The organism is Nocardia sp. NBC_00508, from assembly GCF_036346875.1.
In the GTDB taxonomy this organism is placed as follows: domain Bacteria; phylum Actinomycetota; class Actinomycetes; order Mycobacteriales; family Mycobacteriaceae; genus Nocardia.
Map to the genome: position 1 here is coordinate 7,429,432 of NZ_CP107852.1, position 26,859 is coordinate 7,456,290.

The 26,859-nt window shown below is 67.2% G+C and carries 26 protein-coding genes and 1 pseudogene; 14 read left to right on the top strand and 13 right to left on the bottom strand.

Annotated elements, in window-relative coordinates; all coding sequences use genetic code 11:
- Positions 1–106: 106 nt before the first annotated feature.
- A complete protein-coding gene (locus OHA40_RS33310; RefSeq protein WP_330230765.1) occupies positions 107–841 on the bottom strand; it encodes a dienelactone hydrolase family protein in 735 nt (244 codons plus the stop codon).
- 407 nt (positions 842–1,248) lie between these two features.
- Between OHA40_RS33310 and OHA40_RS33315 the strand changes: the two genes are divergently transcribed.
- On the top strand, positions 1,249–2,352 hold the full coding sequence (locus OHA40_RS33315) for a CapA family protein (RefSeq protein ID WP_330230766.1): 1,104 nt from the start codon (positions 1,249–1,251) through the stop codon (positions 2,350–2,352).
- Here OHA40_RS33315 and OHA40_RS33320 read toward each other — a convergent pair.
- Both OHA40_RS33320 and OHA40_RS33325 read right to left on the bottom strand, forming a co-directional pair.
- Positions 2,333–2,989, bottom strand: a pseudogene (locus tag OHA40_RS33320) (dienelactone hydrolase family protein); the annotation flags it as partial. The gene OHA40_RS33315 and the pseudogene OHA40_RS33320 sit on opposite strands and share 20 nt — an antisense overlap.
- 193 nt (positions 2,990–3,182) lie before the next feature.
- Positions 3,183–3,974, bottom strand: coding sequence for a hypothetical protein (locus OHA40_RS33325; protein WP_330230767.1), 792 nt, complete (start codon positions 3,972–3,974; stop codon positions 3,183–3,185).
- Positions 3,975–5,032: 1,058 nt separating this feature from the next.
- Here OHA40_RS33325 and OHA40_RS33330 point away from each other — a divergent pair.
- From OHA40_RS33330 to OHA40_RS33345, 4 genes are all read left to right on the top strand, one after another.
- The gene (locus OHA40_RS33330) at positions 5,033–5,791 is read left to right on the top strand and encodes an SDR family oxidoreductase (RefSeq protein WP_330230768.1); all 759 of its coding nucleotides are present in this window, start codon (positions 5,033–5,035) and stop codon (positions 5,789–5,791) included.
- Positions 5,792–5,930: 139 nt separating this feature from the next.
- Positions 5,931–6,656 (top strand): class I SAM-dependent methyltransferase, encoded by a 726-nt coding sequence (locus OHA40_RS33335; RefSeq protein WP_330230769.1) that lies wholly within the window; start codon positions 5,931–5,933, stop codon positions 6,654–6,656.
- Entirely contained in the window at positions 6,557–6,958 is a 402-nt protein-coding gene (locus OHA40_RS33340) for a MerR family transcriptional regulator (RefSeq protein ID WP_330230770.1), read from the top strand. Before OHA40_RS33335 ends, OHA40_RS33340 begins: the two co-directional genes overlap by 100 nt.
- A 174-nt stretch (positions 6,959–7,132) precedes the next feature.
- Positions 7,133–7,333: a hypothetical protein gene (locus OHA40_RS33345; protein ID WP_330230771.1), complete on the top strand. Its 201-nt coding sequence runs from the start codon at positions 7,133–7,135 to the stop codon at positions 7,331–7,333.
- Between the two features lie 61 nt (positions 7,334–7,394).
- Here the strand turns inward: OHA40_RS33345 and OHA40_RS33350 are convergent, their stop codons facing one another.
- Entirely contained in the window at positions 7,395–7,673 is a 279-nt protein-coding gene (locus OHA40_RS33350; protein WP_330234468.1) for a hypothetical protein, read from the bottom strand.
- Positions 7,674–7,852: 179 nt separating this feature from the next.
- Between OHA40_RS33350 and OHA40_RS33355 the strand changes: the two genes are divergently transcribed.
- On the top strand, positions 7,853–8,122 hold the full coding sequence (locus OHA40_RS33355) for an ANTAR domain-containing protein (RefSeq protein WP_330230772.1): 270 nt from the start codon (positions 7,853–7,855) through the stop codon (positions 8,120–8,122).
- Positions 8,123–8,186: 64 nt separating this feature from the next.
- On the opposite strand, the gene OHA40_RS33360 is transcribed toward OHA40_RS33355, so the two are convergent.
- The gene (locus tag OHA40_RS33360; protein WP_330230773.1) at positions 8,187–8,951 is read right to left on the bottom strand and encodes a trans-aconitate 2-methyltransferase; all 765 of its coding nucleotides are present in this window, start codon (positions 8,949–8,951) and stop codon (positions 8,187–8,189) included.
- A 397-nt stretch (positions 8,952–9,348) separates the two neighbouring features.
- Here OHA40_RS33360 and OHA40_RS33365 point away from each other — a divergent pair, with 397 nt between their 5' ends.
- Both OHA40_RS33365 and OHA40_RS33370 read left to right on the top strand, forming a co-directional pair.
- Entirely contained in the window at positions 9,349–9,540 is a 192-nt protein-coding gene (locus OHA40_RS33365; protein WP_330230774.1) for a hypothetical protein, read from the top strand.
- Between the two features lie 72 nt (positions 9,541–9,612).
- Entirely contained in the window at positions 9,613–10,059 is a 447-nt protein-coding gene (locus tag OHA40_RS33370; protein ID WP_330230775.1) for a nuclear transport factor 2 family protein, read from the top strand.
- Between the two features lie 18 nt (positions 10,060–10,077).
- On the opposite strand, the gene OHA40_RS33375 is transcribed toward OHA40_RS33370, so the two are convergent.
- The gene (locus OHA40_RS33375; RefSeq protein ID WP_330230776.1) at positions 10,078–11,388 is read right to left on the bottom strand and encodes a glycosyltransferase 87 family protein; all 1,311 of its coding nucleotides are present in this window, start codon (positions 11,386–11,388) and stop codon (positions 10,078–10,080) included.
- Between the two features lie 168 nt (positions 11,389–11,556).
- Here OHA40_RS33375 and OHA40_RS33380 point away from each other — a divergent pair, with 168 nt between their 5' ends.
- On the top strand, positions 11,557–12,186 hold the full coding sequence (locus tag OHA40_RS33380; protein ID WP_330230777.1) for a UdgX family uracil-DNA binding protein: 630 nt from the start codon (positions 11,557–11,559) through the stop codon (positions 12,184–12,186).
- A 15-nt stretch (positions 12,187–12,201) separates the two neighbouring features.
- Here the strand turns inward: OHA40_RS33380 and OHA40_RS33385 are convergent, their stop codons facing one another.
- Positions 12,202–13,575, bottom strand: coding sequence for an FAD-dependent oxidoreductase (locus OHA40_RS33385; RefSeq protein WP_330230778.1), 1,374 nt, complete (start codon positions 13,573–13,575; stop codon positions 12,202–12,204).
- Positions 13,576–13,727: 152 nt separating this feature from the next.
- On the opposite strand from OHA40_RS33385, the gene OHA40_RS33390 reads away from it, so the two are divergent.
- Complete coding sequence (locus tag OHA40_RS33390) at positions 13,728–15,290, top strand: amino acid permease (protein ID WP_330230779.1); 1,563 nt, start codon at positions 13,728–13,730, stop codon at positions 15,288–15,290.
- 79 nt (positions 15,291–15,369) lie between these two features.
- Positions 15,370–16,077: a hypothetical protein gene (locus tag OHA40_RS33395; protein ID WP_330230780.1), complete on the top strand. Its 708-nt coding sequence runs from the start codon at positions 15,370–15,372 to the stop codon at positions 16,075–16,077.
- A gap of 18 nt (positions 16,078–16,095) precedes the next feature.
- Here the strand turns inward: OHA40_RS33395 and OHA40_RS33400 are convergent, their stop codons facing one another.
- Positions 16,096–16,587 (bottom strand): carboxymuconolactone decarboxylase family protein, encoded by a 492-nt coding sequence (locus OHA40_RS33400; RefSeq protein WP_330230781.1) that lies wholly within the window; start codon positions 16,585–16,587, stop codon positions 16,096–16,098.
- Entirely contained in the window at positions 16,584–17,666 is a 1,083-nt protein-coding gene (locus tag OHA40_RS33405; protein ID WP_330230782.1) for an NAD(P)H-dependent amine dehydrogenase family protein, read from the bottom strand. The genes OHA40_RS33400 and OHA40_RS33405 overlap by 4 nt, the downstream gene beginning before the upstream one ends.
- Positions 17,667–17,799: 133 nt before the next feature.
- Here OHA40_RS33405 and OHA40_RS33410 point away from each other — a divergent pair, with 133 nt between their 5' ends.
- From OHA40_RS33410 to erm, 3 genes are all read left to right on the top strand, one after another.
- Positions 17,800–20,052: a serine/threonine-protein kinase gene (locus tag OHA40_RS33410; protein ID WP_330230783.1), complete on the top strand. Its 2,253-nt coding sequence runs from the start codon at positions 17,800–17,802 to the stop codon at positions 20,050–20,052.
- A gap of 274 nt (positions 20,053–20,326) precedes the next feature.
- Positions 20,327–22,210 (top strand): hypothetical protein, encoded by a 1,884-nt coding sequence (locus OHA40_RS33415; RefSeq protein WP_330230784.1) that lies wholly within the window; start codon positions 20,327–20,329, stop codon positions 22,208–22,210.
- 373 nt (positions 22,211–22,583) lie between these two features.
- Positions 22,584–23,357, top strand: coding sequence for a 23S ribosomal RNA methyltransferase Erm (gene erm / locus OHA40_RS33420; RefSeq protein ID WP_330230785.1), 774 nt, complete (start codon positions 22,584–22,586; stop codon positions 23,355–23,357).
- A 250-nt stretch (positions 23,358–23,607) separates the two neighbouring features.
- Here erm and thpD read toward each other — a convergent pair whose 3' ends face one another.
- From thpD to ectA, 4 genes are read right to left on the bottom strand one after another with little or no spacing between them, the layout of a single operon-like run.
- On the bottom strand, positions 23,608–24,525 hold the full coding sequence (gene thpD, locus OHA40_RS33425; RefSeq protein WP_330230786.1) for an ectoine hydroxylase: 918 nt from the start codon (positions 24,523–24,525) through the stop codon (positions 23,608–23,610).
- A complete protein-coding gene (locus OHA40_RS33430) occupies positions 24,522–24,920 on the bottom strand; it encodes an ectoine synthase (protein ID WP_330230787.1) in 399 nt (132 codons plus the stop codon). The genes thpD and OHA40_RS33430 overlap by 4 nt, the downstream gene beginning before the upstream one ends.
- Positions 24,917–26,194 (bottom strand): diaminobutyrate--2-oxoglutarate transaminase, encoded by a 1,278-nt coding sequence (gene ectB / locus OHA40_RS33435; RefSeq protein ID WP_330230788.1) that lies wholly within the window; start codon positions 26,192–26,194, stop codon positions 24,917–24,919. Before ectB ends, OHA40_RS33430 begins: the two co-directional genes overlap by 4 nt.
- Positions 26,191–26,793, bottom strand: coding sequence for a diaminobutyrate acetyltransferase (gene ectA / locus OHA40_RS33440; protein WP_330230789.1), 603 nt, complete (start codon positions 26,791–26,793; stop codon positions 26,191–26,193). Before ectA ends, ectB begins: the two co-directional genes overlap by 4 nt.
- Between the last annotated feature and the right edge of the window lie 66 nt (positions 26,794–26,859).

Genomic DNA, 26,859 nt, shown 5'->3' on the forward strand with positions numbered 1-26,859 from the left:
GGTAGCCGCCCACCGCTTCGACCCTGGCGCCGGTCCCGGGTGCCGGCAAGGACCGTGCCACCACTCCGGAGCCGTGCACTTCAGGGTTGGTTTCCGGGCCGGAGCCTCAGCTGTTGGACAGGGTGCGGTCGAGGAGGGAGAGCAGGCGGTCCCAGTGGCGCCGCAGCGCGGCGGGGTTGAAGGCGTCGGTGTCGGACATGGTGAAACCGTGGATGGTGCCGGGGTAGATCTCGGAGGTGTAGTCGACCTTCGCCGCGTCCAGGGCCCGGTTGAGCTCGCCCAGGGCATCGGGCGTCAGGTCGCTTTCGGCGTGACCGAAGTGGACCTGGGCGGTGATCTCGGCGAGGGAATCGGGCCCGTCGGCGCCCACGGGGCCGTGGAATGCGGCGACGGCGGCCACTTGGCTGGGGTGGGCCGCGGCGGTGCGCGTCGCCAGGAGGCCGCCTATGCAGTAGCCGGTCACCGCGACCGGTCCGGCGCTGACCTCGGGCTGGGTGGTGAGGAACCTGAGGTAGGCGTCGGCGTCGCGCAGGACACGTTCGGTGGTGTGCGCCTCGATCAAGGGCATCAGCTGGGCGAAGACTGCGGGTCGGACGTCTTCTCCGATGTGCTCGGGAAGTTCGATAACCGGTGCCGGACCGTGCCGGTAGAAGATGTTGGGGACGAGCACGTAGTATCCGTGCCCGGCCAGTTCGCGGGCCATCTCCCGCAGCACGCGCCGGATGCCGAAGCCGTCCGCGTACATCAGCACCCCCGGGTGCCGTTCGCCGTGGTCGGGGAAAGCGGCGAACGCGTCGGCCCGGCCGTCCGTGGTGGGGATCTGCAGAGTCTTGGTGGGCATGAATTCTCCTGTCGTGGTTGATGTGTCGAGCGTGTGATCAACACGACGGAGGCGGACCCCGCGCAGCAGCGCAAGATCCTCGATCGAACAGCGGGCCCGCACCGGCCCGCACGGCGCTCAGAAGAGCACCGGGTCACCAATCCGTGTGTGGCGCAATGCCGTCCCGGTAGTCATCGACGCACAGCATAGCCTACGGGACAAATCCGACGCCGGCGCCCCCGAGTGCGGCTCTGCGCCGCTACTGCAAACCGTCACCGGCGACCATGCTCGGCATCACCAGCCTGCTCGGCCCCGGCCGAGCCCCGCGTCAACAGCGTCAACCTGGTGACACGATCTCCGGCACCCGTCTCGCAAGGCTGATCGGCCCCAGGCAAGCGCGCGGCATGGAGAAGATCGACAATGGTGGTATGACGACCGTGCTGTTGGGTGGCGACGTCATGCTCGGCCGCGGCGTGGATCAGATCCTGCCGCATCCGGGCGATCCGACGCTGTGCGAACGGTACGTCGATGATGCGCGGACATATGTGGAACTGGCCGAGCGCGCGTATGGCGGGTTCGCCTACCCCGTCGACTACCGCCAACCCTGGGGTGATGTCCTGTCGATCCTCGACCAGGTCGATCCCGAGGTGCGGTTGATCAATCTGGAGACCTCGATCACCGCGGACGGCGCGTTCGCGCCGGGCAAAGGCGTTCACTACCGGATGCACCCGGACAATGTCCCGGTATTGACCGCCATCGCGCCGGTCGTCTGCGCTCTGGCTAACAATCACGTTCTCGATTTCGGTATCCCCGGGCTGACCGACACCCTCGAAGCGCTCGATACCGCGGGTATCCGCCGGGCCGGGGCGGGCGCGGACCTGAACGAGGCGCAAACGCCCTCGATGGTGGAACTCGACAGCGAACGGCGGGCAGTGATCGTCTCGGTCGGCGGCGGATCGAGCGGCGTTCCCGAGTCCTGGGCGGCGCGCCACGACCGGCCGGGCCTGTGGCGAGTCGGCGAATCACCGAGCGCTCGTGCCGCCGATGACGTAGCGACAAAAGTATTGGCGCACAAGCGTGAGCACGATATCGCGATTGTTTCCGTACATTGGGGACCGAACTGGGGTTACGGAGTGGCGCTGAGCGAAAAGCAATTCGCGCATCGGCTGATCGACGCCGGGGTCGACCTGGTACACGGACATTCCGCACACCATCCGCGGCCGATCGAGATCTATCGCGGCAAACCGATCCTGTACGGGTGCGGCGACGTCATCGATGACTACGAGGGCATCCGCGGCCATGAGCGGTATCGCACCGAATTGCATTTGCTGTATCTCGTGTCCATCGATGTCGACGCCGTGGAGGTGCGAATGATTCCGCTGCGAGAACGCCACATTCGCCTCGAGTGGGCCGCGCATGGCGAATCTCGCTGGCTCTGCGAGATGATGGAGCACATCAGCCGCGGCTTCGGCACCCGCGTCGCGTCGCGGCCCGATGACTTCCCCCTGGTGTTCAACGCCGCACGACGGTGAGATGGCGGTGGAACCAGTCGCGGGCGAGATCCGCCACTTGTTCCAGCGCACCGGGCTCCTCGAACAGATGTGTCGCGCCGGGCACCACATCGATCTCGCTCGGACACGGCATCCGCAGCCGCGCCCCCCGGTTGGCCTCCAGCACCCAGTCGTCGTTGCCGCCGACGATGAGCAGAGTGGGCGCGCGGACCAGCGCCAGCCGCGCACCGGCCAGGTCGGGCCGACCACCGCGCGAGACGAGGGCCGCGATCTCGGTGCCGGGTTCGGTGGCCGCCCACAGCGCGGCGCCGGCACCGGTGCTCGCGCCGAAGTAGCCGGTGGGCAGTCCGGCCAGCTCCGGGCGCGTCCGCAGCCAGCGGGTCACCTCGACGAGGCGATGGGCGAGCAGCTCGATATCGAAAACGCGCGAACGGTCGCCTTCCTCGTCCGGGGTCAGCAGGTCGACCAGCATCGTCGCGAATCCCGCCCGGTTCAGGGCCTCGGCGACGAACCGATTCCTCGGGCTGTGCCTGCCGCTGCCGCTGCCGTGCGCGAAGACGATCAAGGCGGTGCAGTCCTGCGGTACGGCCAGTACCCCCGCCAGCCGGATGCACTCCGGTGGCACGATGACCTCTTCTGTCCGCGTCACGGGATCAGGTCCGGACGGCATCGAACACCTCCTGGTTTCCGGCGTACCCGATTGGGCCGGTCGTACGCAAGAGCGACACGTGCCGCTGGGCTGTCTACCACCCACCACCAGATGCGACTGCCGTGGTCGCGCGGAGCTGCCGTCCGTGGCGCGAGATCGGCAGTGAAAGGTTGACGGGCCGCCGAGCGCGCAGCGTCGTCGATTAACGGTCAGTCGGCCGGTCTGCGTCGTCGGCGGTGTCGGTGTCGGTGTCGGTGTCCGAAGACTTTGCGACCACCTGGACACGCCACGGCAGGCGGAAGAGACTTGTCGGACTGCTGCGGATCCACTGCGTGATAGCGGCCAAGGCCGAGCCGAACGACACGAGGCTGGCGAGCAGCGCCCACTGCGTGAGAGTCGCGGAGGTGTAGGCAGACTGCCCCAATCCCGGCACTGCGAGTTTGCCATTGCCAAAAGCCCAGTTCATGAACGATCCGATCTGACCGCCCAGATCCGTGGTACGCGAAACCATCCCCTTCAGCTCACCGCTTTTGCTGTTGATGTGCAGCACGGTTATCAGCACAAAGACGGCGGTGGCCAGGGTGGACATCGCCACAAGGCGGGTGATCGCCTCGAGGCGAAGCCGCAGATTGATCACTACCGCCAGGACGGTGATGAAGATGGCCGCACAGGCGAGGATGGCCCAGAAGCCCGAGATCTGCGCAGCGCGCGGTCTGTGTGTAGACCAGACGTTCAGGTAGACCGTGGTGTTTTGCATCCGGCCGAACGCATTGACCGTGACCGAGCCGTCGGGACCGCGAACACTGATCCACGGCCGGAACAGCAGGATGAGTGTCACCAGGCTGCCCACCGCCGCCCATGCATAGCCCCAGTACCCGCGCAGCGCGACCTGATACGGTTTCGGCCCCTGCGGCACGGCGCCGCTCTCCGCCGGTTCCCGTGTGCCGCTCCTGCCGTGGGTTTCCTTCGCCCGCCAGGGAGTTGGCTCCACCATTGCCTCAGTTTAGGGTCGGACCACCTGGGAGTTCGGGGCCACCTCACCTCCAGTGGGAAGAGTGCACCGCGAGTGGGCCACAGGAGCATCCTCGCCGACGCGAGTGAATTCGGCGCCGCGGCGGCCCGCTTTCCGCGTGCGTCCACCCGGCCCGCATGGCGGCGGTAATTGCATCTGATGCGCACAGGGCTCGGTCTCCATCGCGCAACGATTGTCGCGCGTGACCGCAATGTGCGAAATATGGACGGTTTGCCTTGGGGTCACTGGACTTTTGGTATTTTTTGCGCAGATATTTGATGCCGGTTCCCCGGAAAAACCACCTCGGGTGATCTTCCCGTTACGCGCTGCGGGGGAACTTGACTTTTCCTTGTCTAGCGTTCGCGGTCCATAGGGTGAACCATGAAATCCGTGAGTCATCTTTAAAAGTTCACCCAAGTCGAAGGATGCGCAATGTCCACCAGAATCACGAAAATCCTCGCCGCGGCCGCCATGATCCTGTCACTGGGTCTCGTCGCAGGTCCTGCTGCCTCCGCCGAAACGCCATCCGACATGGCGACGCCGGCATGGGGCTCGGTCGTTCTATGTTTCCCCCTCGGTAGCGTCGTCTGGTGTATCTGAGACCGCCTGCCGCGCAGCCCACAGTGAGCTGAGTGTGGCCTGCACCAACCGATTTCGAAGTCCTTGTCAGGTTTGTTAAGGAGGCGCAGCCCAGCAGCTGTCGCCGTACATCGATCAGCCGATGCGGCGACACTGCCGATCGAAACCGGACTAATCCCCACCTACGCGCCGCTGGAGCCGTATTCCGACGGGCGCGGCCATTCCCGCCTTTCCGTGTGCATCAGCCGAATTCGGCAGTAAGCCGGCATTCTCGGGGCCACGAATCAATGATCTGGATGTCTTCCGCGACCAGCCGTCGCGGACGCTTGTGCCCAGATCGACGCCCCATCTTCTTCTCGCTCTCCGCGCGCTCGCGGTGCGCTTCAGGTCACCTGCGAGATGTCACACTCGGCGGTCCCACTTCGTCTACTCGCCGGACAATCCACACGGAGGAGGTTGCGATGCGAATCGCGGTTGTCGGAGCGAGCGGGCGGATCGGCCGAGAGGTCGTGGACGTGCTGCGGAGTCGTGGCCATGAGGTGCTCGGGGTCACCCGATCGTCAGGCGTGGACGTCTACGCGGCAGAAGGCCTGGCACAGGCGCTGGCCGGAGCGGATATCGTGGTGGACGCGGTCAACGCGACGACCACCGAAACGGCGGCGGTGACGGACTTCTTCCGCACCGTCGCGCGGAACGTGCAACGCGCGGCGGCCGCTGCGGGGGTGCGGCGGATCGCACTGGTCTCGATCATCGGTATCGATCGGTTCACCGCCGGGCACTACGCCGGAAAGCTGGCGCAGGAGCATGCCTACCGGGAAGGCCCGGTACCGGTGCGGATCCTGCGAGCCGCCCAGTTCCACGAATTCACCGAGATGATGCTCGACTGGACCACCCGCGGCGACACCGCCTACGTCCCGAAATACCGGGCTCAGCTCGTCGCTGCCCGCACGGTCGCGGAGAAGCTCGCCGAAATGGCCATCGAGGACAACGGCGCCGAGTTGGTCGAAATCGCCGGGCCGCATGAGCTCGAGCTAGCCGCGGCTGTTGCGAGAGTGGCTACGCTCCGGGGAAGGCCGGCTCGCGTGGAAGAAATCGTCGACACCGACGACCCGGATCACGAGTTGCAGGCTGACGGCGCCTTGCTGCCCGGGCACGAGGCCCTTCTCGCCGGGCCGACGTTCGAGGAGTGGCTCGAGCACAAGTATCCGGCGCGGCCGTGACCGGGTAACAGTCGCGCACAGCATGAAATCTCGCCGCTGATCGGGGCCACCGCATGGTGGCCCCGATCCCGTCGTCTCTGCACGCTTGACTTCAGGTCGACCTCAACTCGCACGCTGTTGGCACCGCGAGGAAAGGGAGATGATGACAACGTTCGGAGAACAGCAGAGCCGAGGCTATGACCGGCGGGCCACCCGGCTGCTCGGTGGTCTGTACCACCTGATTGCGGCGGACATCGATGCCGCGACGCAGCCGGGTGCATGGGTGCTCGACGTGGGAACCGGACCGGGAAGGCTGCTGACGCGATTGCTTTCTCGCCGAATGGATCTGCGGCTTCACGGGGTGGATCTGTCGCCGCACATGATCGAAATCGCCGAACGGACTCTGGCCGGCGACCAAGCGGAGTTATCCGTGGGGGATGTCGGCGCGCTCCCCTATCCCGACGACAGCTTCGACCTGGTCGTGTCGAGCCTGAGCCTGCACGAATGGCCCGACGTGGAACGGGCGATCGCGGAGCTGGCGCGAGTGCTGCGGCCCGGCGGCACGGTAGCGATCTACGACTTCCGATTCGTGCCCGCGGCGGCCGCACTGAGCGCTTTGCGCCACTCGTTCCCGGCGGCGACGGTGCGGCGTGAGACGGTGCGTCCAGGCGACATCCGATCGGGCTGTATGCACGATTCAGCGCTCACGCCGCCTAGAGTGCGGGTATGGCGGGCGGCGACATGTCGATCGGTGATCTCGCGGCACGGTTCGGTCTCGCCACGCACGTGCTGCGGCACTGGGAGGACGCCGGCTTGCTCGCTCCACGGCGAGACGGCGCCGGACGCCGCCGCTATCGCGACGAAGACACCGAGACGGTGGCGATGATCCTGCTCGGCAAGCGGGTGGGGTTGTCGCTGGACGAGCTCGCCACACTCTTCGCCGAAGCATCCGACCGGACCGCTCGCCGCGCGCTGCTGCGGGCGCACCGCGACCAGCTCGTGCGCCACATCGCCCAGGCCACGGCGGCACTCGAGACCATCTCGCACGCCCTGGACTGCGACGCCGAGGACTTCCGCAGCTGCCCGCACTTTCAGGCGAAAGTCGCCCACGCGCTCGCGCCTGCGGCCGGAGCAGACCGTTCCGAACTGCCTTCGGCGGTCACGGGCCGGTCAAGGCGCCGAGTGTAAATCGTTATGGCGCACGGTTTTCCGCTCTGACGGTTGAGTTTGCGACGATCCGGCCGGTGCGGGACGATGGGATGACAAGAGGGGGGTTCTGCGCCTGTTTTCGCCGATTAGGATCGAGTTCCGCGAACCGGTGACACAGCAGACAGTGACACTTCGACTCGATAGAGGTGCCCCGTGAGCAAGACAATTCGAATCCCGGCGGCAGAACTCGCCGACCATATCGGCGAATCGGTGGTCGGGTATGGCACCCTCACGCAAGCGGGAGTGGTCCAGCCCGGCGGCGATCTCGTAGTCGCGGTTTTCGGCGTGGAGACCGATCGTCGCGAAAAATCGTTTACGCCAGGCCAATTGGTGGAACTGGAGGTCGCCGAGTAAGCACGAACAGGCCATCGGCGTGGTGGAGCCGCATTCGACTCCACCATGCCGACCGATCGGCTCAGCCGATCAGCGCGTTCATGATCGTGCCCGCGCTGGTGGCGATGACGCCGCCGACCATGCCGCCCGCGACCATCTTCGCGGAGGCGAGCGGACCGCCCTGCCATTTCTCCCAGGCGAATTTTCCTCCCGCGTACATGATTCCGGTGACGCCGGAGAGAATCACGAACCACGTGAAGTACCGGAGCAACTGGAGGATTTTGTCCGAATTGGGTGGAGCTTCCGGGACAGGATCCTCCACCTGAGCCATCAGGAACGCTTCGACTGCCGTATGGATCATCATTGATCGTCTCCGTCGCGTTGCCTCTGGACAAGTTATACGCAATCGCTATGACGATCGAAGTATCGCGATCCGCGCAGCATCCGTCAACCCTCCGCCGGGACAAGGGCAACCCGCCGGACTCGGGTAGCCCGCCCCGGAATCGGTGTCAGATCGCCGTGGACGGGTAGTGCCCTGGTGTGAGCGACGACGGTGATGGCGCAGCGGCCGCCGACCTGGATCCGACGGCCGCGCGCGCGGTGATCGAGCAAGCCAAGGGCGCGGTGATGCTGGCCTACGGAATCGACGCCGAGGAAGCATTCACCCTGCTGCGGGTGCGTTCCCAGGAGACCAACATCAAGCTGCGGGTTCTCGCCGCCAGAGTGGCCGCCGAACTGCCCTCCGTCTGCCCGCCCACGGTCACCGGCGAGCTGCGCAGCCGCCTCGACCAACTCCTGTGGACGGCGTGAGCGACCGGAGTTTCCTGGACAAGTGGTTGTCCGGGCACTGTCCGTAGCGGCTGGCGCGCGGTCGCTACCGCTTCTGGGCGACGGCGAACACTCGCCGGAACGGCAGCCAGGTGGTGCCATCGTTCCGGCGCGGATAGGCGGCGCGTAGCAGTGGGGCGAGCTGGGCGGTGAATTCGCGCCAGTCCGCGTCGTCGAGCACGCTGCGGACAGGGCGCAGCGCGGTTCCGGCGACCCAGCCGAGCACCGGGTCGTCACCCGTCAAACGCTGGAGGTAGGTCGTTTCCCAGGCGTCGACGGCACCACCGGCAGCGGCGAGTACATCGGCGTATCCCGCCGGATCGAGCACCGCCCGCGGATCCAGGATGCCCGCCCGGCCGAGACGGTCGCGCCATTCGCCGCGGGCGGCCACTTGCCGGATCGCTCGATGGGAGGGTGCGTCGAAGTTTCCGGGAACCTGAATCGCCAACCACGCCCCTTCGGGTAGTCGCCGCATCCATTCCGTCAGCAAGGCGGGATGTCCGGGCACCCAGTGCAGGACGGCATTGCATAGGACGACATCGGTATCCGCGCCCGGCTGCCAGTCCTGCACGGCGCCGAGCGTCGCATCGATACCGCGATCGCGCGCTTCCGCGACCATGTCGGGTGACGAGTCGAGTGCCTGGATTGCCGCGCCGGGCCAGCGCTGCGCGAGCCTGCCGGTGAGATGCCCTGGACCGCAGCCGAGGTCGACCACCCGCCGGGGTTCGGTGGCGCCGACCCTACTCAGCAGGTCGAAGAAGGGACGCGACCGGTGGTCACCGAAGGCGAGGTACTGCTGGGGATCCCACATAGGCCGCTCCACGTATTTACCAAACCGTACGTACGTACTGTACGCCTCGATCCGGCCCACTGCATCGGCCGCATCTCCGGCGTTTCGGCCATCGCGCGGCTGCCAACGCTCGCGTGACATCGATCGGTCACAGCCAGGTCTCATCCTGGGCCGAGCAGCGCCGCACCCACGCGCGTCGTCGAGCAGATGGCGCAGTGGACAATCGAGTGAACGCGAACGACCTCGAGAGGTCGAAGGCGCCGCTGACACACCAGTTCCGCGCAGCGCCGCGGGCGTGGGAGGCGAAATCATCTGGCCTGACCAGCTTTTCGCGCCCCGTCGGCCAGCTCACGACCGAAGGCGAAAACATACTCTGCATCACGGTTTCGTAACGGACGACTGTGGGTATTACATAGCTATGACGGATCACCGACCAACCCGGATCGCCGGTGTGGAACGGGGAACCGGCGCGCTCGCTTTGGCCACGTGCCTTGCCTTTTCGATCGGCATCGCGATGCTCACGCAGTCCCTGTTCTCCACCCTGGTGGCCTGCGCGAGCATCGTGGCCGGGGTCACATTGGTTCTGAACATCCTGCCGCACAGGACATAACCCGCAGGGTCCTTGCCCCACGCCTCGAATCCTGATGGCATCTACCCAGGTACCGACGCCACGGAGGCAGACATGCTGTCATTGCAGGAGATTTCGGATCGGCTCGAGATCGAGGATTTGATGGTGCGGTATTCGCACGCGGTGGATACCCGGCAGTGGGATCTGCTGGACGAGGTCTTCACACCGGACGCGCACATCGACTACTCGACAATGGGCGGCTCGGTGGGTGACCTCACCGCCACCAAGAAGTTCCTCGCCTCCGTCCTGCCCAATTTCCCGGCCTTCCAACACCTGATCAGCAATTCATCCATCACCGTCGACGGCGACACCGCCACCGGGCGGACGATGTGTCACAACCCGATGCTGATGTCCGGCGGCGACGGCCCGCCGACGATGATGCTGTGCGGCCTGTGGTATCTGGACACGTTCGTCCGCGTCGACGGGCACTGGCGCATCAAGGAACGGATCGAGGAGAAGAGCTTCCTCTTCGTCGCGCCCTCCGCGCCCGGCATGGGCTGATACGGGCAGCCGGCGACCTCAGCGCGGGGTGAGTGCCGATGTCGCGGCGTCCGGAGCCTCGGCGGTCTGCGCGTGCGGCTGCTGCGCGCGCCGTACCGGAGTTCCCCGCCTGCTGCCGACCACGAACAGCGCGACCAGCACGACGCTGAACCACACGTAGGTATTGCCGAGGACGTGCTGCCATGGCGTCCACGCGGTTTCACGACGCTCGCCGTCGGGCAGCCAGTTGTGCGGACCGATCACGAACACCGCCGTGGTGATCACGAACGTCACCCACCAGCCGATCGCCTGCCTGCCGGGCAGGCGAGTCGCGTAGCCGACGAGGGCGAACAACGCGGGCGCGATCCATACCCAGTGGTGCGACCAGGAGATCGGCGAGACGAGCAGAGTGAATACGGCGTTGAGGGCCAGCACGAGCGCGGGGAGGTCCGCGGCCCGGCGCATGGCGGCGATGACCAGCGCGAGCAGCGCCGCGCCGAGCACCAGCCAGACCACAGTGAACGCGGGCTCGGGCACCTCGAACCTGGCGAAGACTGCCTGAATCGACTGATTGGTATGGAATGCGGAGCCGCTCAGCCCGGACACGTTACCGAGCCCACCGAACCAGTACTTGATCGACTCTTTCGGAAGGATCGCGAAGCCGAGGGCTGTCGCGGCCGCACCGGTCACGGCGGCGGTCGCCGCCGCACGGTAGTCCCGGCGTACCAGGAAGTACAGCACGAACGCCGCGGGCGTCAGCTTGATCGCGGCGGCGATACCGATCAGCATGCCCCGGCGCCAGCGTGGCTTGTGCGTCAGGCAATCCGCGGCGACCAGCGCCATCAGCAGCAGGTTGACCTGACCGAAGTCCAGCGTCGAATGAATCGGCTCCAGCAGTAGTCCCAGCGGCGTCGCGCAGGCCGTTGCCCACACCGCCGACCTGCGCTGCGACTCCTCCGGCCACACCCGCCGGGCGACCAAGTAGAGCGTGACGGCGAGCGCGGCCACCGAGGAGACGAAGAAGCTCAGCGCGGCCACATCCCAGGGCAGCATTGCGAACGGGCCCAGCGCGAGCGCGGCGAACGGCGGATAGATGAACGGAAGACCCGCGCCGATGGTGGTCTGTGGCAGCTGACCGTACATGTCGGCGCCGTGCCGCATGGCGTCGACGCCGAGCCGATAGACCTGCAGATCGATGAACCCGCCGGTGATCTCGTCGAAGGGCCAGACCGGCATCAGGAGACAGAAGGCGGAGAACGCCACCGACAGGACCGGCGCCAGCCGCAACAGACGCCCGAGTCGACGGTTATGGGACATCGGCGTTTCGGCGGCGGCGCTGACACTACTCATCCGCGGCGACTATACCGACCTATGTCCGCTCGTTCAGTATGTGGGAGGGTCCGGTCGCGCTCGTCGCGTGAAGGCCGCGAAACCGGGTAAGCCACCGGCAGCCCGAAGCAGCGGAGGAGGTCGGCAGATGGCGGTCACAGCCCCGATCCGGGCGGGAGGCGATCGGCGATGAAGGCGCCCGGCGCCGCGGAGTTCGTCCCCGAGGGCGCGGATCTGGCGCGCTTGCGTCAGGCAGCCTGCCACTGCCGGGGGTGCGATCTGTACCGGCACGCCACCCAGACGGTCTTCGGCGCCGGTCCCGCGGACGCGGACGTCGTGGTGATCGGCGAGCAGCCCGGCGATCAGGAGGACGTGCTGGGACAACCGTTCGTCGGTCCGGCCGGACGGTTGCTCGACCGCGCGCTGGCGGAGGCCGATATCGACCGTGACGCGGTCTACGTGACCAATGCGGTGAAGCATTTCAAGTTCGTGGAGCGCGGTAAACGACGGATCCACAAGCAGCCGGGGCGCACCGAGGTGGTCGCCTGCTCGGCATGGCTCGACGCCGAACTCGACCTGTTGCGACCCCGGTTGGTGGTGTGCCTCGGCGCGATCGCCGCGCAGGCAGTGCTCGGCCCTTCGTTCAAGGTCAGCGCACGACGCGGCGAGGTGATCGAGGCCACGGACCATCGGGTTGTCGCCACGGTGCACCCGTCGGCCGTGCTGCGCGCACCTGATCGCGCCGCGGCCTACGAAGCGTTCGTCGCCGATCTGCGCATCGTCCGGGCACAGCTCGGAAAATCCACGACGGGGCGCTGAAGGCCGGACCGGCCGCTACCTCCGCGCGCGGACCGCGCCGACCGCTTTGCGGGCCGCCACCAGAACCGGGTCCCACACCGGGGAGAACGGCGGCGCGTAGCCGAGGTCCAGCACCGTCATCTGCTCGACGGTCATCCGGGCGGTCAGTGCGACCGCGGCGATGTCGACGCGTTTGCCCGCGCCTTCGCGTCCCACGATCTGCACACCGAGCAGCCGGCCCGTGTGACGCTCGGCGAGCATCTTCACTGTCATCGGCTCCGCGCCCGGGTAATAGCCGGAGCGGCTGGTGGATTCGATGGTCACCGTCACGTACTGCAAGCCTGCTGCCTCGGCGTCCTTTTCGCGCAAACCCGTTCGCGCCACCTCCAGGTCGCATACCTTGCTGACCGAGGTGCCGACGACTCCGGGAAAGGTCGCGTATCCCCCGCCGAGGCCTGCCCCGATGATCTGGCCGTGCTTGTTGGCGTGCGTGCCGAGCGGAATGTGGCGTTCGCGGCCGGAGACCAGATCCAGCACCTCGACGCAATCGCCGCCTGCCCAGATGTTCTCGTGCCCGCGCACGCGCATGGCGAGATCGGTGCGCAGTCCGCCGTGCTCCCCCAACGGCAGGCCCGCGACACGGGCCAGCTCCGTCTCGGGCCGTACTCCGATGCCGAGCACCACGATGTCCGCAGGGTACTCCGCGGTGTCGGTCACGACCGCGGTGATTCGGCCGTCGTCCCCGGTCCGGATCTCGGAGACCTCCGCATTGCCGACGACCTTGATGCCCATTCCGCACATCGCGTCGCGGACCATCGCGCCCATGTCCGGATCCAGCGTCGACATCGGCTCGGCGCCGCGGTTGACCATCGTGACGTCGTAGCCGCGCCGGATCAGGGCTTCGGCCATTTCGACGCCGATGTAACCCGCGCCGACGACTACGGCGCGGTTGCCGCGCGTCCGCTCCAGCGTCTCCAGCAGTGCCTGGCCGTCGTCGAGGGTTTGCACGCCGTGCACGCCGTCCGCATCGATGCCCGGCAGCGGTGGCCGGATCGGCCGGGCGCCGGTGGCGATCACCAGGTGGTCGTAGGCCATCCATGCCGCCACCCCGGTATCGCGGTCGCGGAAGCGAATTCGGCCTCCGGCGACGTCGATTTCGGTCACCTCGGTGCGCAACCGCAGGTCGATATCCCGCGCCCGGTGTTCCTCGGGCGTGCGAGCGATCAGGGCGTCCCGCTCGGAGACGTGGCCGCCGACCCAGTACGGAATGCCGCAGGCCGAGTACGAGGCGAACCTGCCGCGCTCGAACACCACGATCTCCAGTGCGCTCGCGTCCTTCATCCGGCGCGCCTGCGAGGCCGCCGACATCCCTGTCGCGTCACCACCGATGACGACCAGTCGCTCGCCCATGGCCTTCACGCTACGTTCGGCGGGTCGGCGCCGGGCGCCGGGGCTCGGTTTCGGCGAATTTCCTGGTTGCCATGCGGTTGACCCGCCCTTAACTCACACTGATCTTCTGGCAAACGCGGTATGAGGGCAGCGTTTTCACCCGGGAGCACAACATGACCGAAACCCGATCCTCCTCCGACGACGAACGTCGGCTCGCCGAACTCGGCTATAAGCAAGAACTGGCCAGAACCTGGTCGGGATTTTCGAACTTCGCCATCAGCTTCACCATCGTGTCCATCCTCACCGGTGGATTGGCCAGTTATGGCATCGGATTGGCCAATGGCGGGCCGGTGACCATGGCCTGGGGATGGCCCTTGGTCTCGATCATGGTACTGTTCGTCGGGCTCGCCATGGCGGAGTTGGCCTCCGCGTACCCGACCTCGGGTGGGTTGTACTGGTGGGCCTCTGAGCTGGGCGGGCCGGTGTGGGGGTGGTTCACCGGCTGGTTCAACCTGATCGGTCAGATCGCGGTCACCGCGGCGATCGATTACGGCGCGGCCATCTTCACCACCGTCGTGCTGAACGTCATCGGCGTCGACATCGGCACCGATCGCACCGCGATCTTCCTGGTGTTCGCCGTGATCCTGGTCCTGCATGCGGTACTGAACGCGATCGGCCCGCACCTGTCGGCGGTGATCAACAACGTGTCGGCCTGGTGGCACGTCGGCGGCGTAGTGATCTTCGTCGTCGTGCTCGGGTTCGGCGCGAAGCACCACCAGAGTGTGGGATTCGTCTTCACCGAAACGGTCGACAACAGCGCGATCGGGTTCGGTGGGGTCGCGTTCAGCTTCCTGCTCGGCCTGCTGCACGCGCAGTACACATTCACCGGCTACGACGCGTCCGCCCACATGTCGGAGGAAACGCACGATGCGTCCCGCATGGCGGCGAAGGGCATCATCAACACGATCGTCGTGTCGGCGATCGCCGGATATCTCCTCATCCTGGCGGTGACGTTCGCGATCCCGAATCTCGGCGACGCACTCGATCCGGAGAAGAACAGCGGATACCCGGTGATCTACATCCTGGAGAACTCCCTGAACGGGTTCTGGTCTGGCCTGCTCCTGGTCATCGCGGCGGTCGCGCAATTGTTCTGCGGATACGCCTCGGTGACCTCGGCCTCGCGCATGCTCTTCGCGTTCGCGCGGGACGGCGCCGTGCCAGGGGCGAAGCTCTGGTCGAGGCTTTCGGCGCGGAAGGTGCCGGTGAACGCGGTGCTGTTCATCTCGTTCTTCGCCTTCGTGCTGCTGATTCCGTCGATGTTGGTGCCGGCGGCCAACGCGCCGACCGCATACGCCGCGGCCACCTCGGTCGCGACCATCGGCCTGTACATCGCCTACGGCATTCCGATCCTGCTGCGGCAACGCCACGGCGCCCGATTCCGCACCGGCCCATGGCAACTCGGTGCGTGGTATCGCCCGGTTGGGGTGGTCGCACTGATCTGGATCGCGTTGATCAGCTGTTTGTTCATCCTTCCCACCGACGCTCGCGGCTACCCGTGGCACCCCGAGTTCACCTGGAACACCGTGAATTACGCGCCGCTGACCCTGATCGGCGTGGTGGGCGCGATCGGGATCTGGTGGCTGGTGGCGGCGCGGACCTGGTTCACCGGGCCGAAGCGGACGGTGGACGAGCCGCCCGCCGGCGAACCCGAGGCCCAGGCGCCCGCCGTCGTCTGACGCGCGCCGCTACGGCGAGGTCGGGTTCCCCGCTTTGGCATGTCGAGTTTGTCGGCGCCGGTCGCTAGGGTGTGTCGGCATGGAAAGGACCGACCTGGCACGTCTTTCGCCCGCGGGGAGAATCGTGTTCCCTGGAAATCCGTGGCCAGAGGGGCACGCGATCGAGGAATTCGCGTGGACCGGCCGCATGGACCAGGCGGGGGGCCTGTGGTTCGATCTGCATCTGCGGTCCGCGGATTACGACGCCGAATACCGGCCCGTGGACGAGAACGACATCGACGAGGACTGGCTCTCGCCCATCGTGTGGCAGAACTATCACCGCTGCACCCTGTCGTCCACCTATTGGGGCGAGGACGAAGGCACCGGGCTGCGCGCCGCAACGCCCGGCCGCCCCTTCCTGCTGAAATCCGAACAGCCGCAACGCCGCACCGTCGATCCGCTCCCCTTGCCCGACGCGGACGACGTCGAATGCCTGGCGTTCAATATCTACCTGCTCGGGCACGACTCGGTCGCCGACCAGGAAGTGCTGTTCACCCGCCGCGCGGACGGCACGCATGACATCGACTGGCAGGGGCGTATCGCGCTGACCTACGCGGGTCAGGTCGAATTCCGGTACCGATTCCAGGCCCGGATACCGGGCATCACCCTGGAGTACATCCGCTTCCCCGCGGAGATCTCGGCCGACCAAGCCCATCGGCAGCTCGGCGCCGTACTCGATGCTCCCGAGCAGTTCGAACTCGGCCTCGTCGACGGGCAACCCGCCTGGGTGTCGCGACTCCGGGCCTGATGCTCCCGGGCGTCGGGGCTACTGGTTGGGCGTCTGGCCCGGGAGTAGGCAGACCGAGTCCAGACCGAGGACGTGGTTGAGCCGGCCGAAGGCGAGCCACGAGCCGATACTCATGCTCAGTTCGACCACTTCCACTTGGCTGTAGTGGGCGAACATGCGGCCGAAGAACTCCTCGTCGAGGTTGTGGTGATCGGTGGCGTAGCGTTCGGCGTATTCGGCGGCCAGGCGGGTGCGTTCGTCGAACGCGTCGGTGGTGCGCCAGTGCGTGACGGCGTCGGCGAATTCGGGCTCGACCTTCTCGCCGTCGCGCTCGGTGCGCCAGTCCAGACAGAACAGACAGCCGTTGATCTGGGCGATACGCAGCCTGGCGGCCTCGAACTCGCGCAAGCCGAGCGTGCTGTGCGAATAGACCGACAACGAGAAGTTCGAGGCGGCAACTCCGATGCCTGGGACCATTTCGCCCCAGACATAGCCGATCGGGTCCTTCCCCTCGGGAATGTCGATGATCATGGGCGCTTCCTTCCGAGTTTGCCGACCGCGGGCCGCAGGGGAATGTCCAGTGCGTCATAGAGTCCGGGCTCCGCGGCCACCAGCCAGTCAATGGCGCCCACCAGGCGTCCGACGGCTGTGGCGTTACCGCCCGCGGACCGATTGCTGTCCTCGTCGGTCGCCTCGACGGTCACTTCGATGCGCGGCCGACCCTCGATGATCACCCGATGCGCCCCGGCACCGCCATCGGCGGGCGTGGGCCAGTCGGGAGCACAGGACGGATGGATGCGAGTGACATGCTCGACGACCAGGCGCGGTTGCCCCTCGACGATTCCCTGGACCTCGAATCGCACGGCGCCCTGAGTACCCGCGACGAACTCCCCCATCGACGAGGTCGTGACGGTCGTGTCCAAGGCACGACGGTCCAGCGTCTCGCGGATGTCGTCGAGCTCGACACCGAGCGCTCTCGCCATGAGCCGAATCTGCCCGCCCCACACCGTGGTCGGCACCGACGGCGCGAGCATCGGCGGCTGGTAGTCCATCGGCTGACCCATGCCGACCAGGTAGCGCACCGAGTCCGGTTGGTCGTAGCTGGAATAGTCGAAGATCTCCTGGCACCGGATCGTGTCCACGGTGCTGCCGAGTCCACTGATCAGCAGTGGTAGCACGTCGTTGCCCCACCCGGGATCGACGCCGGAGACGAACAGCGACCCGCCGCCTTCGGCGATCGCGGCGAGCACCGGCTGGCGCACCTCAGGCGTGGCGTTGCGCGGGTCGTACAACGCGTAGAGCGCGGGCGTGACGACCACCGCGCCCGTGCGCAGTGCCCGCACGATGTCGGCGAGCGCGTCGTCGGGCCTGATATCGCCGGAAGCGGCATACACGACCGCTTCCGGGCCCGCCGCGAGCACACCGTCGATATCGTCGGTGGCCGCGACATCGAGCAAGTGGTCGCTGCCGCCCAGTTCGCCGGCGTCGCGGCCGATCTTGTCCGGATTGTGCACGAGCACCCCGGTCAGTCGCAGTGCTGGGTGGGCGTCGACGGCCCGGATGGCCGCCCGGCCGACATTGCCGGTGCCCCAGACCACCGTGGAGATCATCAATCGAGGGTAGCAAGCGCTTGGTCGGCTGTTCGGTGTTCTCCGAAAGCACTCGGAGAACTGATCCTCGCCCACTCCGGATTCCGCGGCCGAACGGGCGGTTCGCGAACCGTCGCGGCGATACGATGCCCCCATGGCGCACCCCGCCCCGCCGGTTCCGGGCGCGACGGTCGCATCGGGCCGCTCGCCTACCGAATCGCGGGGCACTGAAGTCGCCGAAGTGGTGGAGCGCTTCGCCGACGCGTGGCGCACGGCCACGACACCACCGGACTTGGCCGCCTACTTGCCCGACTCCGCCGCGATCCGCCGGGTGTCGCTGATCGAACTGATCAAGGTCGACCTGGCCAACCGATGGGGCCGCGGAGCCGCCCCGAAACGGCTGGCCGACTACGCCGAAGAACTGCCGGAACTACGCACGTGGCCGCTGCCACCGGATCTGATCTACGAGGAATTCCATGTCCGCAGGCACGCGGGCAGCTCGGTCGACGTCGCCGAGTACACCGCCGCGTACCCCGAGCAGGCCGACCAGCTCTCGGAGATGCTCGCGACCGACGACTACCACAGCACGCTGACGGTCGCGGCCGAACCGGCGAACCTCGACGAACTCGAAGCCGGACAGAAGATCGATGACTTCGACCTGATGACCGGTCTCGGACGCGGCGCCTTCGCCCGGGTCTTCCTGGCTCGGCAACGGTCGATGCAGCGACTGGTGGCGGTGAAGATCTCCCGTGACAAGGGCACCGAGCCGCAGACGCTGGCCCAGCTCGACCATGACTACATCGTGCGGGTCTTCGATCAGCGCGTGCTGCCAAGCCGGAAACTGCGCCTGCTGTATATGCAGTACGTCCCGGGCGGCACGCTGTTCACCGTGCTCGAGCGCGTCCGGGCGACACCGCCGGCGCGGCGCGGCGGCACGATGCTGCTGGCAGTCATCGATGAAGTACTCGCCGCGAAAGGGGAGATCCAGCCCAGCGAGTCGCCGCTGCGGGCGGAGCTGACCGGGTTGTCGTGGCCGGAAACCGTCGCGTGGCTCGGGCGCCGCGTGGCCGACGCGCTCGACTACGCGGGCCGGGCGGGCGTGCTGCACCGCGACGTCAAACCGGCCAATGTCCTGCTCACCGCCGACGGCGTCCCCAAGCTTGCCGATTTCAATATCAGCTTCAGCGGCAACGTCTCCGGCGACAGCCCGGTCGCCTACTTCGGCGGTTCGCTGGCGTACATGTCGCCGGAGCAACTCGCCGCCTTACACCCGGACCTGCCGACCTCGGCCGAGGATCTCGATACCCGCAGCGATCTCTTCGCTTTGGCCGTCGTGCTCTGGGAATTGCTCACCGGCCGCAAGCCTTTCGACGACGACGCGGTGACCGGCGGTGACCGTACCGCCCTGGACGGGATGCTGGAGCGCCGAGCGCACAGCCCGCAGGCGCTGCCCTACACGGATCTGCCACCGGATTGCCCCGCGGCGCTGCAACGTGCCCTGGTCAGGGCGCTCGACCCCGAACCGGCCAACCGCTGGTCGTGCGGCGCCGACATGGCGCAGCAGCTGGCGGTGTGCCTCGATGCGCGTGCCCGCGACCTCGTCGATCCACCGCCCGGTAGTTGGCGCCTGCGCTCCCGTCTGCTGATGCATCCGATCATGGCGCTCGCGATCGCCGTGCCGAACGCGCTTGCGATCCTCTACAGCTACAACCACAACCGGACATTGATCATCGACAAACTGGACGCCCAGGCGCAGCAGCGCTTCGACCAGATCGCGCTCATGACCTACGCCGTATGCTTCCTGATCGGCTTCGTCGTCACGAATCTGCTGATCGCCGGACTCTGGTCGATCGCGCGCGGGCTGCGCAAGGGCAAGTCCTATGCCCCGGAGGCACTCGCCGGGGCCAGAGCCGACACGCTGCAGCTCGGCAGACGCAATGTGCTCACCTGCTTCGCGCTGTGGGCGATCGCCGGTGTGGTGGTCCCGGTGTCGGTGCGGGTGTCCGGCAATCAGATCACCGCGGCATCCTACGTTCACTTCTTCATCACCCAGATCGTGTGCGGCGCCATCGCGATGGCCTACCCCTACTTCATGGTGACCTTCTACGCTGTCCGGTCGCTGTATCCGATGTTTCTCCCGCATGGCGGACTCGGCGCCGAGGACGCGCATCGCCTGAGGCAACTCGATGCGAGCAGCACATACTTCCTGGCCGTCGCAGCCGCGGTGCCGCTACTGGGCGTGGCCGGCGTGACCTTCATTCCGGCGGAGGACATTCCCGCCGTGATCGTGCCGCTACGGGTGCTGTGCGTCGGTAGCGCGCTGGCGTTCGTCGGCGTGTATTGGCTGTTCCGGATGCTCGAAAAGGACCTTGCCGCGCTGGAACGCCTTGCCGCTGCACGTCGATAGTCGGTTGCACGCCGCCACCGCCGCTTCGCCGGTGGTGCACGAGGTCCCCCGCACGCTGCACGACCTGTCCGGCCGATCCCGGAAAGCCGACGTCTAACGCCGGCCACGACCCCGGCGGGACCGTCGAGTGAACTCGTCGGTAGCGTTGTCGCACAGGGGTGCTGCCGAGCGCCAGGGGATTGCGGCGCAGTTCCGGATCGCGGCGAGTACGGTATACCCCGCCGCCCGGCGCGGGGGGCGGTGATCGGGATCGGGCGGAAAGGCGGGCGTGAGCATGAACGATCCGTATTCGTCATGGGCTGCCCGGAGTTCGTCGGAAGAGCCGCCACTGGCCGCGCGCTATCAGAGCGCGGAACCGATCCGCTGGCACGGCAGCATGGTGTATCCGATGTACACCGAGCCGATCGGCCCTGCTCCGACCACCGTCACCGTGACCATGGTCTCCGCGGCGCCGCCCGCCGGGCTGCGCGGGCTGGGTATCGGGCTGTCCGTAGTCGACGGCTATGTGGACCTGCACGGCCGGGCACTGGCCGGAGTCGATGCGTGGAGCGACGCGTTGGCAGCGGGTGTCGGCTTCGACGTGACGCCGACGGCGCCGAGCACGCTGGTCACCCTCACCCCGGTCTGGGTGGACGAATTCGGCACTCAGAAGTCCTGGACCGGTAACTACGGCATTGTCGTCGAGCAGCGGCCCGAGGGGCGAGTCGTCTTGTGGTGCAGCATCGGCGAGGGACCACCGAATTTCGCCAACCTGGTCGTAGAGGTGTCGACCGCTCCCACGGTCGTCACGCAGGACGCGCCCGCCTCGAGTTCACCCGCCACGACACCGATAACCATGAGCGCGCCCGCGGCACGGTCCGCACTCGCGGCGGGTCCGCCCACGGCACCGACAATGCCGGTTCCTCGCATCGACGCCGGTTCCCCGGGTGAACCCGCCCCTTCTGTCGATCGCCCCCCCGCCGATCCATCGCCGTCCGGGAACGGTCATCCATCTGCCAACGAGCAAGCGGCGCACAGCCCACCGCACCGGCCCGCGGGCAGGCTCTTCACGAACCTGCAGTCGTCACGGGCCGCGCGGCCCACCCCCGAAGCATCGCAGTCGTCTCTGGGGTCGCTGGTTTCGAACCCGCAACCCGCGGCGGACATCCCCTCCCTACCGAGCACATCGAACAAGCAGCCCACCGCAGATGCCTCGCACCGTGCTCCGAGCTCACTGGCCGGTAACAGGCAACCCCCGGCAGATTCCTGGCCGCCCACTCGCAACACACTGGCCAGTGACACACAGCTCGCGACCGAATCCGCACACCATATGCCCATCACGAACGCTCCACCCGCTCCGGATACATCGCATTCAGCACCCAGCCCCCACCTGGCCCCCGCGCATCCGGGCCCGCAGGGTACTTCCCACCCTCCGGCGGCGCAGGCATGGCCTGCCCAAGACTCCCCCACACGACCAGCGCCCGATGTGCCGCGCTCTGCCTCCAGGCCCCCGGCCGCGGACAGTGATGGTCCTTTCGGCCCACTGATCCCGGACGAGCGGCCCGCAGCAGACGTTTCGCGTCTGGCATTCAACCGGCTGGGCGCAAGCACATGGGACACAACGGATGCTTCGTCTCCCGGCCCGCTGGTCACCACCACGCAGACAGCGGCAGAAGCTTTGCGCCCGGCCTCCGGCCCTCTGGCCGTGCCTACGCAACAGCGCGCGGACACGCCTGTGGCCGAATCGAGCTCACAGATTTCCGACACACCGTCGACTCCGACCGTGCTGCCGCGGCTCGACGAGCTATCCACGGCGACCGATGCGCCTCGAAACGAGACAACACGGCAGTCCGGCGACCTCGGTTATCGCGGCGCCCTCTACGACCTCGGCGTCGCCATGCATCGCCGCGGTGAGGAGCAACAGGCGTGCGGGCTCTGGGCACAGGCCTCCGCGGCCGGCCATGCGGGCGCCGCATACGAGCTGGGCGCGGTCCGGTACCGCCACGGTGACACTGCCGGGGCCGAATCCTGGTGGCACACCGCTGCCGAGCGCGGCGAACCGCGCGCCATCGCCGGACTCGCCGACCTGCTCGAGCAACAGGGCAAGCACACCGAAGCGAGGTCTTGGCGAACCTACGCCGCCGAGCAGCAAGCCTCGGATGTGGCCGGTCAGCCGTAACTTGCCACGGCGAACTCTATCGACCCGGCTGATCGGGTCAGGATCGCTGAACGTCGCGGAAAAGAATTGGCGCGCGGATGCGGGTCTGCCGTAAGTTCCGAAGCATGTTGGTCAATGCGGGTGTGAATGCGCCGTGCGCAGTCGGCGCGTACTACATCCGCCCTCGTACGGATGCCTGGACTCTGCCAGCGCACCGTATCACCCCGCTCTGCTGATTCCGTTCGATCGGAATCCCAGTCCCGCGGCCGGTACCGGCCGTCGTTTCCGCTGTGCTCTGGCATGGGTCCGGGCGAATCACCCTTCCTGATTCGACCACTCCGTTCGGAGGACACCCATGTCCCGTCATCGCTCTCTTTCGCGTGCCCACGGCAGCATGCCCCCCACCGCGAGCACTCGAAAGCGGCTGTCGCAGAACTTCCTCACCGATGCCGGCGCTGCCCGCCTGATCGTGCGCACATCCGGTATCGGCGCCGACGACCTAGTGTTGGAGATCGGACCCGGTGACGGCATGCTGACCCGGCGATTGCTCGACACGGCAGGCCGTGTCCATGCCTATGAGAAGGACCCGCATTACGCGGATCTGCTGCGTCGCAGGTACGCGGACGATCCGCGAATCCGCTTGTATCACCGGGATTTCCGCACCGTGCGAGCTCCACTGGAGCCGTTCGCCGTGGTAGCCAATGTGCCGTTCGCCATCACGACCGACATCGTGCGCTGGTGCCTGGCCGCGCGGTCGCTCACCTCGGCCACCTTGCTCACCCAAATCGAATTCGCCCGCAAGCATTCCGGAGACTACGGCCGCTGGACCAAGCTCGCCGTCAGCCATTGGCCCACGACAGCGATCGAGCTCGGCGCACGCATCGGCCGGCACAGCTTCCACCCGGTGCCGCGTGTCGACACAGCCATCCTGCGGCTGCGCAACCGCCCCGATCCGTTGCTCCCGCGCGAGCTGATCGGCGACTACCGCAGGATGGTCGAACTCGGTTTCTCCGGAGTCGGCGGCTCCCTGGCCGCGTCACTGCGCAGGGAGTTCCCGGCCGGCGCCGTACGCGCCTCCTGCGCGGCGGCCGGAATTCCGCTCGACCAGCCGGTCGGGCTGGTCTCACTCGATCGCTGGCTGGCCCTCTACCGAGCCCTGCGCATGTGACCGGTGTGGCCGGTCGGCTGAGCGGGCCGAGGCTCGCACGACGGCCGAAGATATGGGCAGCGGCATCCGGCGCCCGGACCATGGCGGCTGGCGGGCCGACCGCGTCATCTCGGCGATCGAGCATTTGCCCGAGATGACGCGGCCGACGGCCCACCTGTGCCGGACGATGTCGGCAGCCACATTGATGCCGACATCGTCCAGCGGTGGACCACATCCGCGGTCGAGCCCGAACCCGCGCGTGACGGCTCGGTCAGGCCGACAGAGGTGTGAAGTCGCGGCTGCCGATGTAGCCCGGCCGCGGTGCCGGCGCGGCGAACGGCTCGACGAGGGCGTTCTCCACGCTGTTGAACACCACGAAAATATTCGAGCGGGGGAACGGCGTGATGTTGTTCGACGATCCGTGCATCAGGTTGGAGTCGAACAGCAGCGCCGAGCCCGCCCGGCCGGTGAACTGGCTGATCCCGTACCGGTTCGCCAGCGCGGTGATGTCCTCCGGAGTCGGCACGCCGATCTCCTGCTCCTGCAACGACTCCCGATAGTGCTCGGCAGGGGTGCTGCCCAGGCACGGCACGAAGGTGTGATGCGAGCCCGGCATCACCATCAGGCTGCCATTGATCGGGTAGTTGTCGGTCAGCGCGATCGACAGGCTCACCGCGCGCGGTGCGGGCATCCCGTCCTCGGCGTGCCAGGTCTCGAAATCCGAGTGCCAGTAGAAACCGGCGCCACGGAAGCCGGGCATGTAGTTGACCCGGCTCTGGTGCACGTACACCTCCGACCCGAGCAGCTGCTCGGCCACCCCGAGCACGCGCGGCTCGCGCACGAGCTCGGCGATCGCCGCGCTGAGCTTGTGCACCTCGAAGATCGACCGCACCCGGTTCGACGACTTCTCTACGATGAGCCGGTCGTCGTCCCGCAGCGCGGGATCACCGGCGAGCCGGGTGATCTCGCCGCTGAACTCGGCCACCTCGGCAGGTGTGAGCAACTCGTCGAGGATGGCGAACCCGTCGGCGGCGAATGACGCGAGCTCCGGGCTGTCGACCTTCCCCCACACCGTCGGGTCGGCGCGCTCCAAGTGCGGAGCGGGTGCGCCGAGCCGGGTCGGGTAGCGATCGTAGCGGGCGGTCTCGGGCCGACTATCCGTGTGCTGCAGAACCATTGGTGTGCTCATCCTCCGATCGTCGCGGCGACCAGCGGGTATACGCCGTCGCTGTCGTGAACCTCCTGCCCCGTGACCGGCGGGTTGAACACGCACATCATCCGCATCCTGGTGCGGACCTCGAGGCGGTGGCGTTCGTGTCCGTCGAGCAGGTACATCGAGCCGGGCGCGAGCTCGTAGCTGACGTCGTTGTCCAGATCGGTCAACGTGCCCTCACCTTCGATGAGCCACACCGCCTCCACGTGGTGCAGGTAGTGGAACTCGTGCACCGTGCCCGCGTCGATGGTGGTCTCGTGGAAGGAGAAGCCGGCGCCGTCGCCGCCGAGGACGATGCGCTTGCTGCGCCAGCCCTCGCCCGCCACGTCCCGCTCGGTGCCGGTGATCTCCGTGGTGGTGCGCACGATCATGCGACCGCTCCCGTGCCACGGCACACCGACTCGACGGCGCCGGCCAGAATGTTCAGGCCATGGTCGAGTTCCTGCTCGGTGATCGTCAATGGCGGAAGCAGCTTCACCACCTCGTCGGTGGAACCGGAGGTCTCCACCAGTAGACCACGCTCGAACGCGATCTGGCAGACCTTGCCCGCCTGCGAGGGGTCGTCGAAGACGATGCCGTGCACGAGACCGCGACCGCGCGTCGAGAGACCCGGGAAGTATCCGGCCAGCTCGGCCAAGGTGCGCGCGACCCGCTCCCCCTTGGCTTGGGTCGCGGACTGGAGGGTGTCGTCGGCCCAGTAGTGGCGCAGCGCGGTGGTCGCGGTGACGAACGCCGGATTGTTGCCACGGAAGGTGCCGTTGTGCTCGCCCGGCGACCACTCGTCCAACTCCGGCTTGAACAGCACCAGCGCCATCGGCAAGCCGTAGCCACCGATCGACTTCGACAACGTGACGATGTCCGGCGTGATGCCCGCGACCTCGAAGGAGAAGAACGGTCCGGTGCGCCCGCAGCCCATCTGCACGTCATCGACGATGAGCAGGATCTCCCTGGCCGCGCACAGCTGGGCGAGGTGACGCAGCCACTCGGCGCGCGCCACGTTGACGCCGCCTTCACCCTGCACGGTCTCCACGATCACCGCGGCGGGGCGGTCGAAGCCGGACGAGGTGTCGTCGAGCACCTTCTCCATCCACTGGAAATCGGCGGTGGTGCCGTCGAAGTAGCCGTCGTAGGGCATGTGCGCGGCGTGCACCAGTGGGACGCCCGCCCCGGCGCGCTTGGCGGCGTTACCCGTGACCGACAGCGCACCGAGGGTCATGCCGTGAAAGGCGTTGGTGAAGCTGACGATCGTCTCACGGCCGGTGATCTTGCGCGCGAGCTTGAGCGCGGCCTCGACGGCGTTGGCGCCGGTCGGGCCGGGGAACTGGACCTTGTAGTCCAGGCCGCGCGGCGCGAACACGGTGTCGCGCAGCGTCTCCAGCAGCTCCCGTTTGGCCGGGGTGGACATGTCCAGGCCATGGGTGATGCCGTCACTGGCGATGTAGTCCAGCAGCGAGCGTTTCAGCACGTCGTTGTTGTGCCCGTAGTTCAGCGCACCGGCGCCGGCGAAGAAGTCCAGGTAGTCCTTGCCTTCCTCGTCGCGCAGCCAGCTGCCCTTCGCGGTGGTGAACACGGTGGGCCAGGCGCGGCAGTAACCGCGCACGTTCGATTCCAGGCTCTCGAAAACAGTGGTGTCTGCGTTGATCATCGGTGATCCTCCTCGGTGGTGCGGGCGGTCGGTGCGATGCGGTACAGCTCTTCGGATGCGTGGCTGTCCGGGAAGTCGCCGGCCTCGAACAGGGGGCTCTTGGTGATGTCCGCTCCCCTCGCTCTCGCCACCGACGCGAACATGGCGATGGATGCCGGGTTGTCCGGCGAAATCGTCGTCTCGAGTACCGAGATCCCCTGGGCCGCGACGCTGTTGAGCAAGGTATGCAGCAGCTCGGTGCCGATGCCGCGGCCGCGCTGTGCCTGATCTACCGCGATCTGCCAGACGAAGACGGTGTCGGTCGCCTGGGGGCGGATGAATCCGATCACGTATCCCACGATGTGGCCGTCCAGCTCGGCGACCAGCGAGGTTCCGGCGAAATCGCGGCACCACAGCAGGTAGGCGTAGCTCGAATTGGTGTCGAGCACGGCGGAATCCTTGGCGATCCGCCACATCGGAGCGCCGTCGCCCAGTCGGGGCGTGCGCAGGACCACGGCCGGCCCGATGTCGTTTCGGGACGGGGTGGCTCTCAGAGCGGCTGCGGCGCTTTCGACGCGCGATCGCTCGATCTCCGCTGGGGACAGGGTTGGCAGTGACATACAACTCCCTCGTCGGGTCAGCAGTACTTATCCAGGCTTGCGAAGCGACTTTGAGCTGAAGTGGTC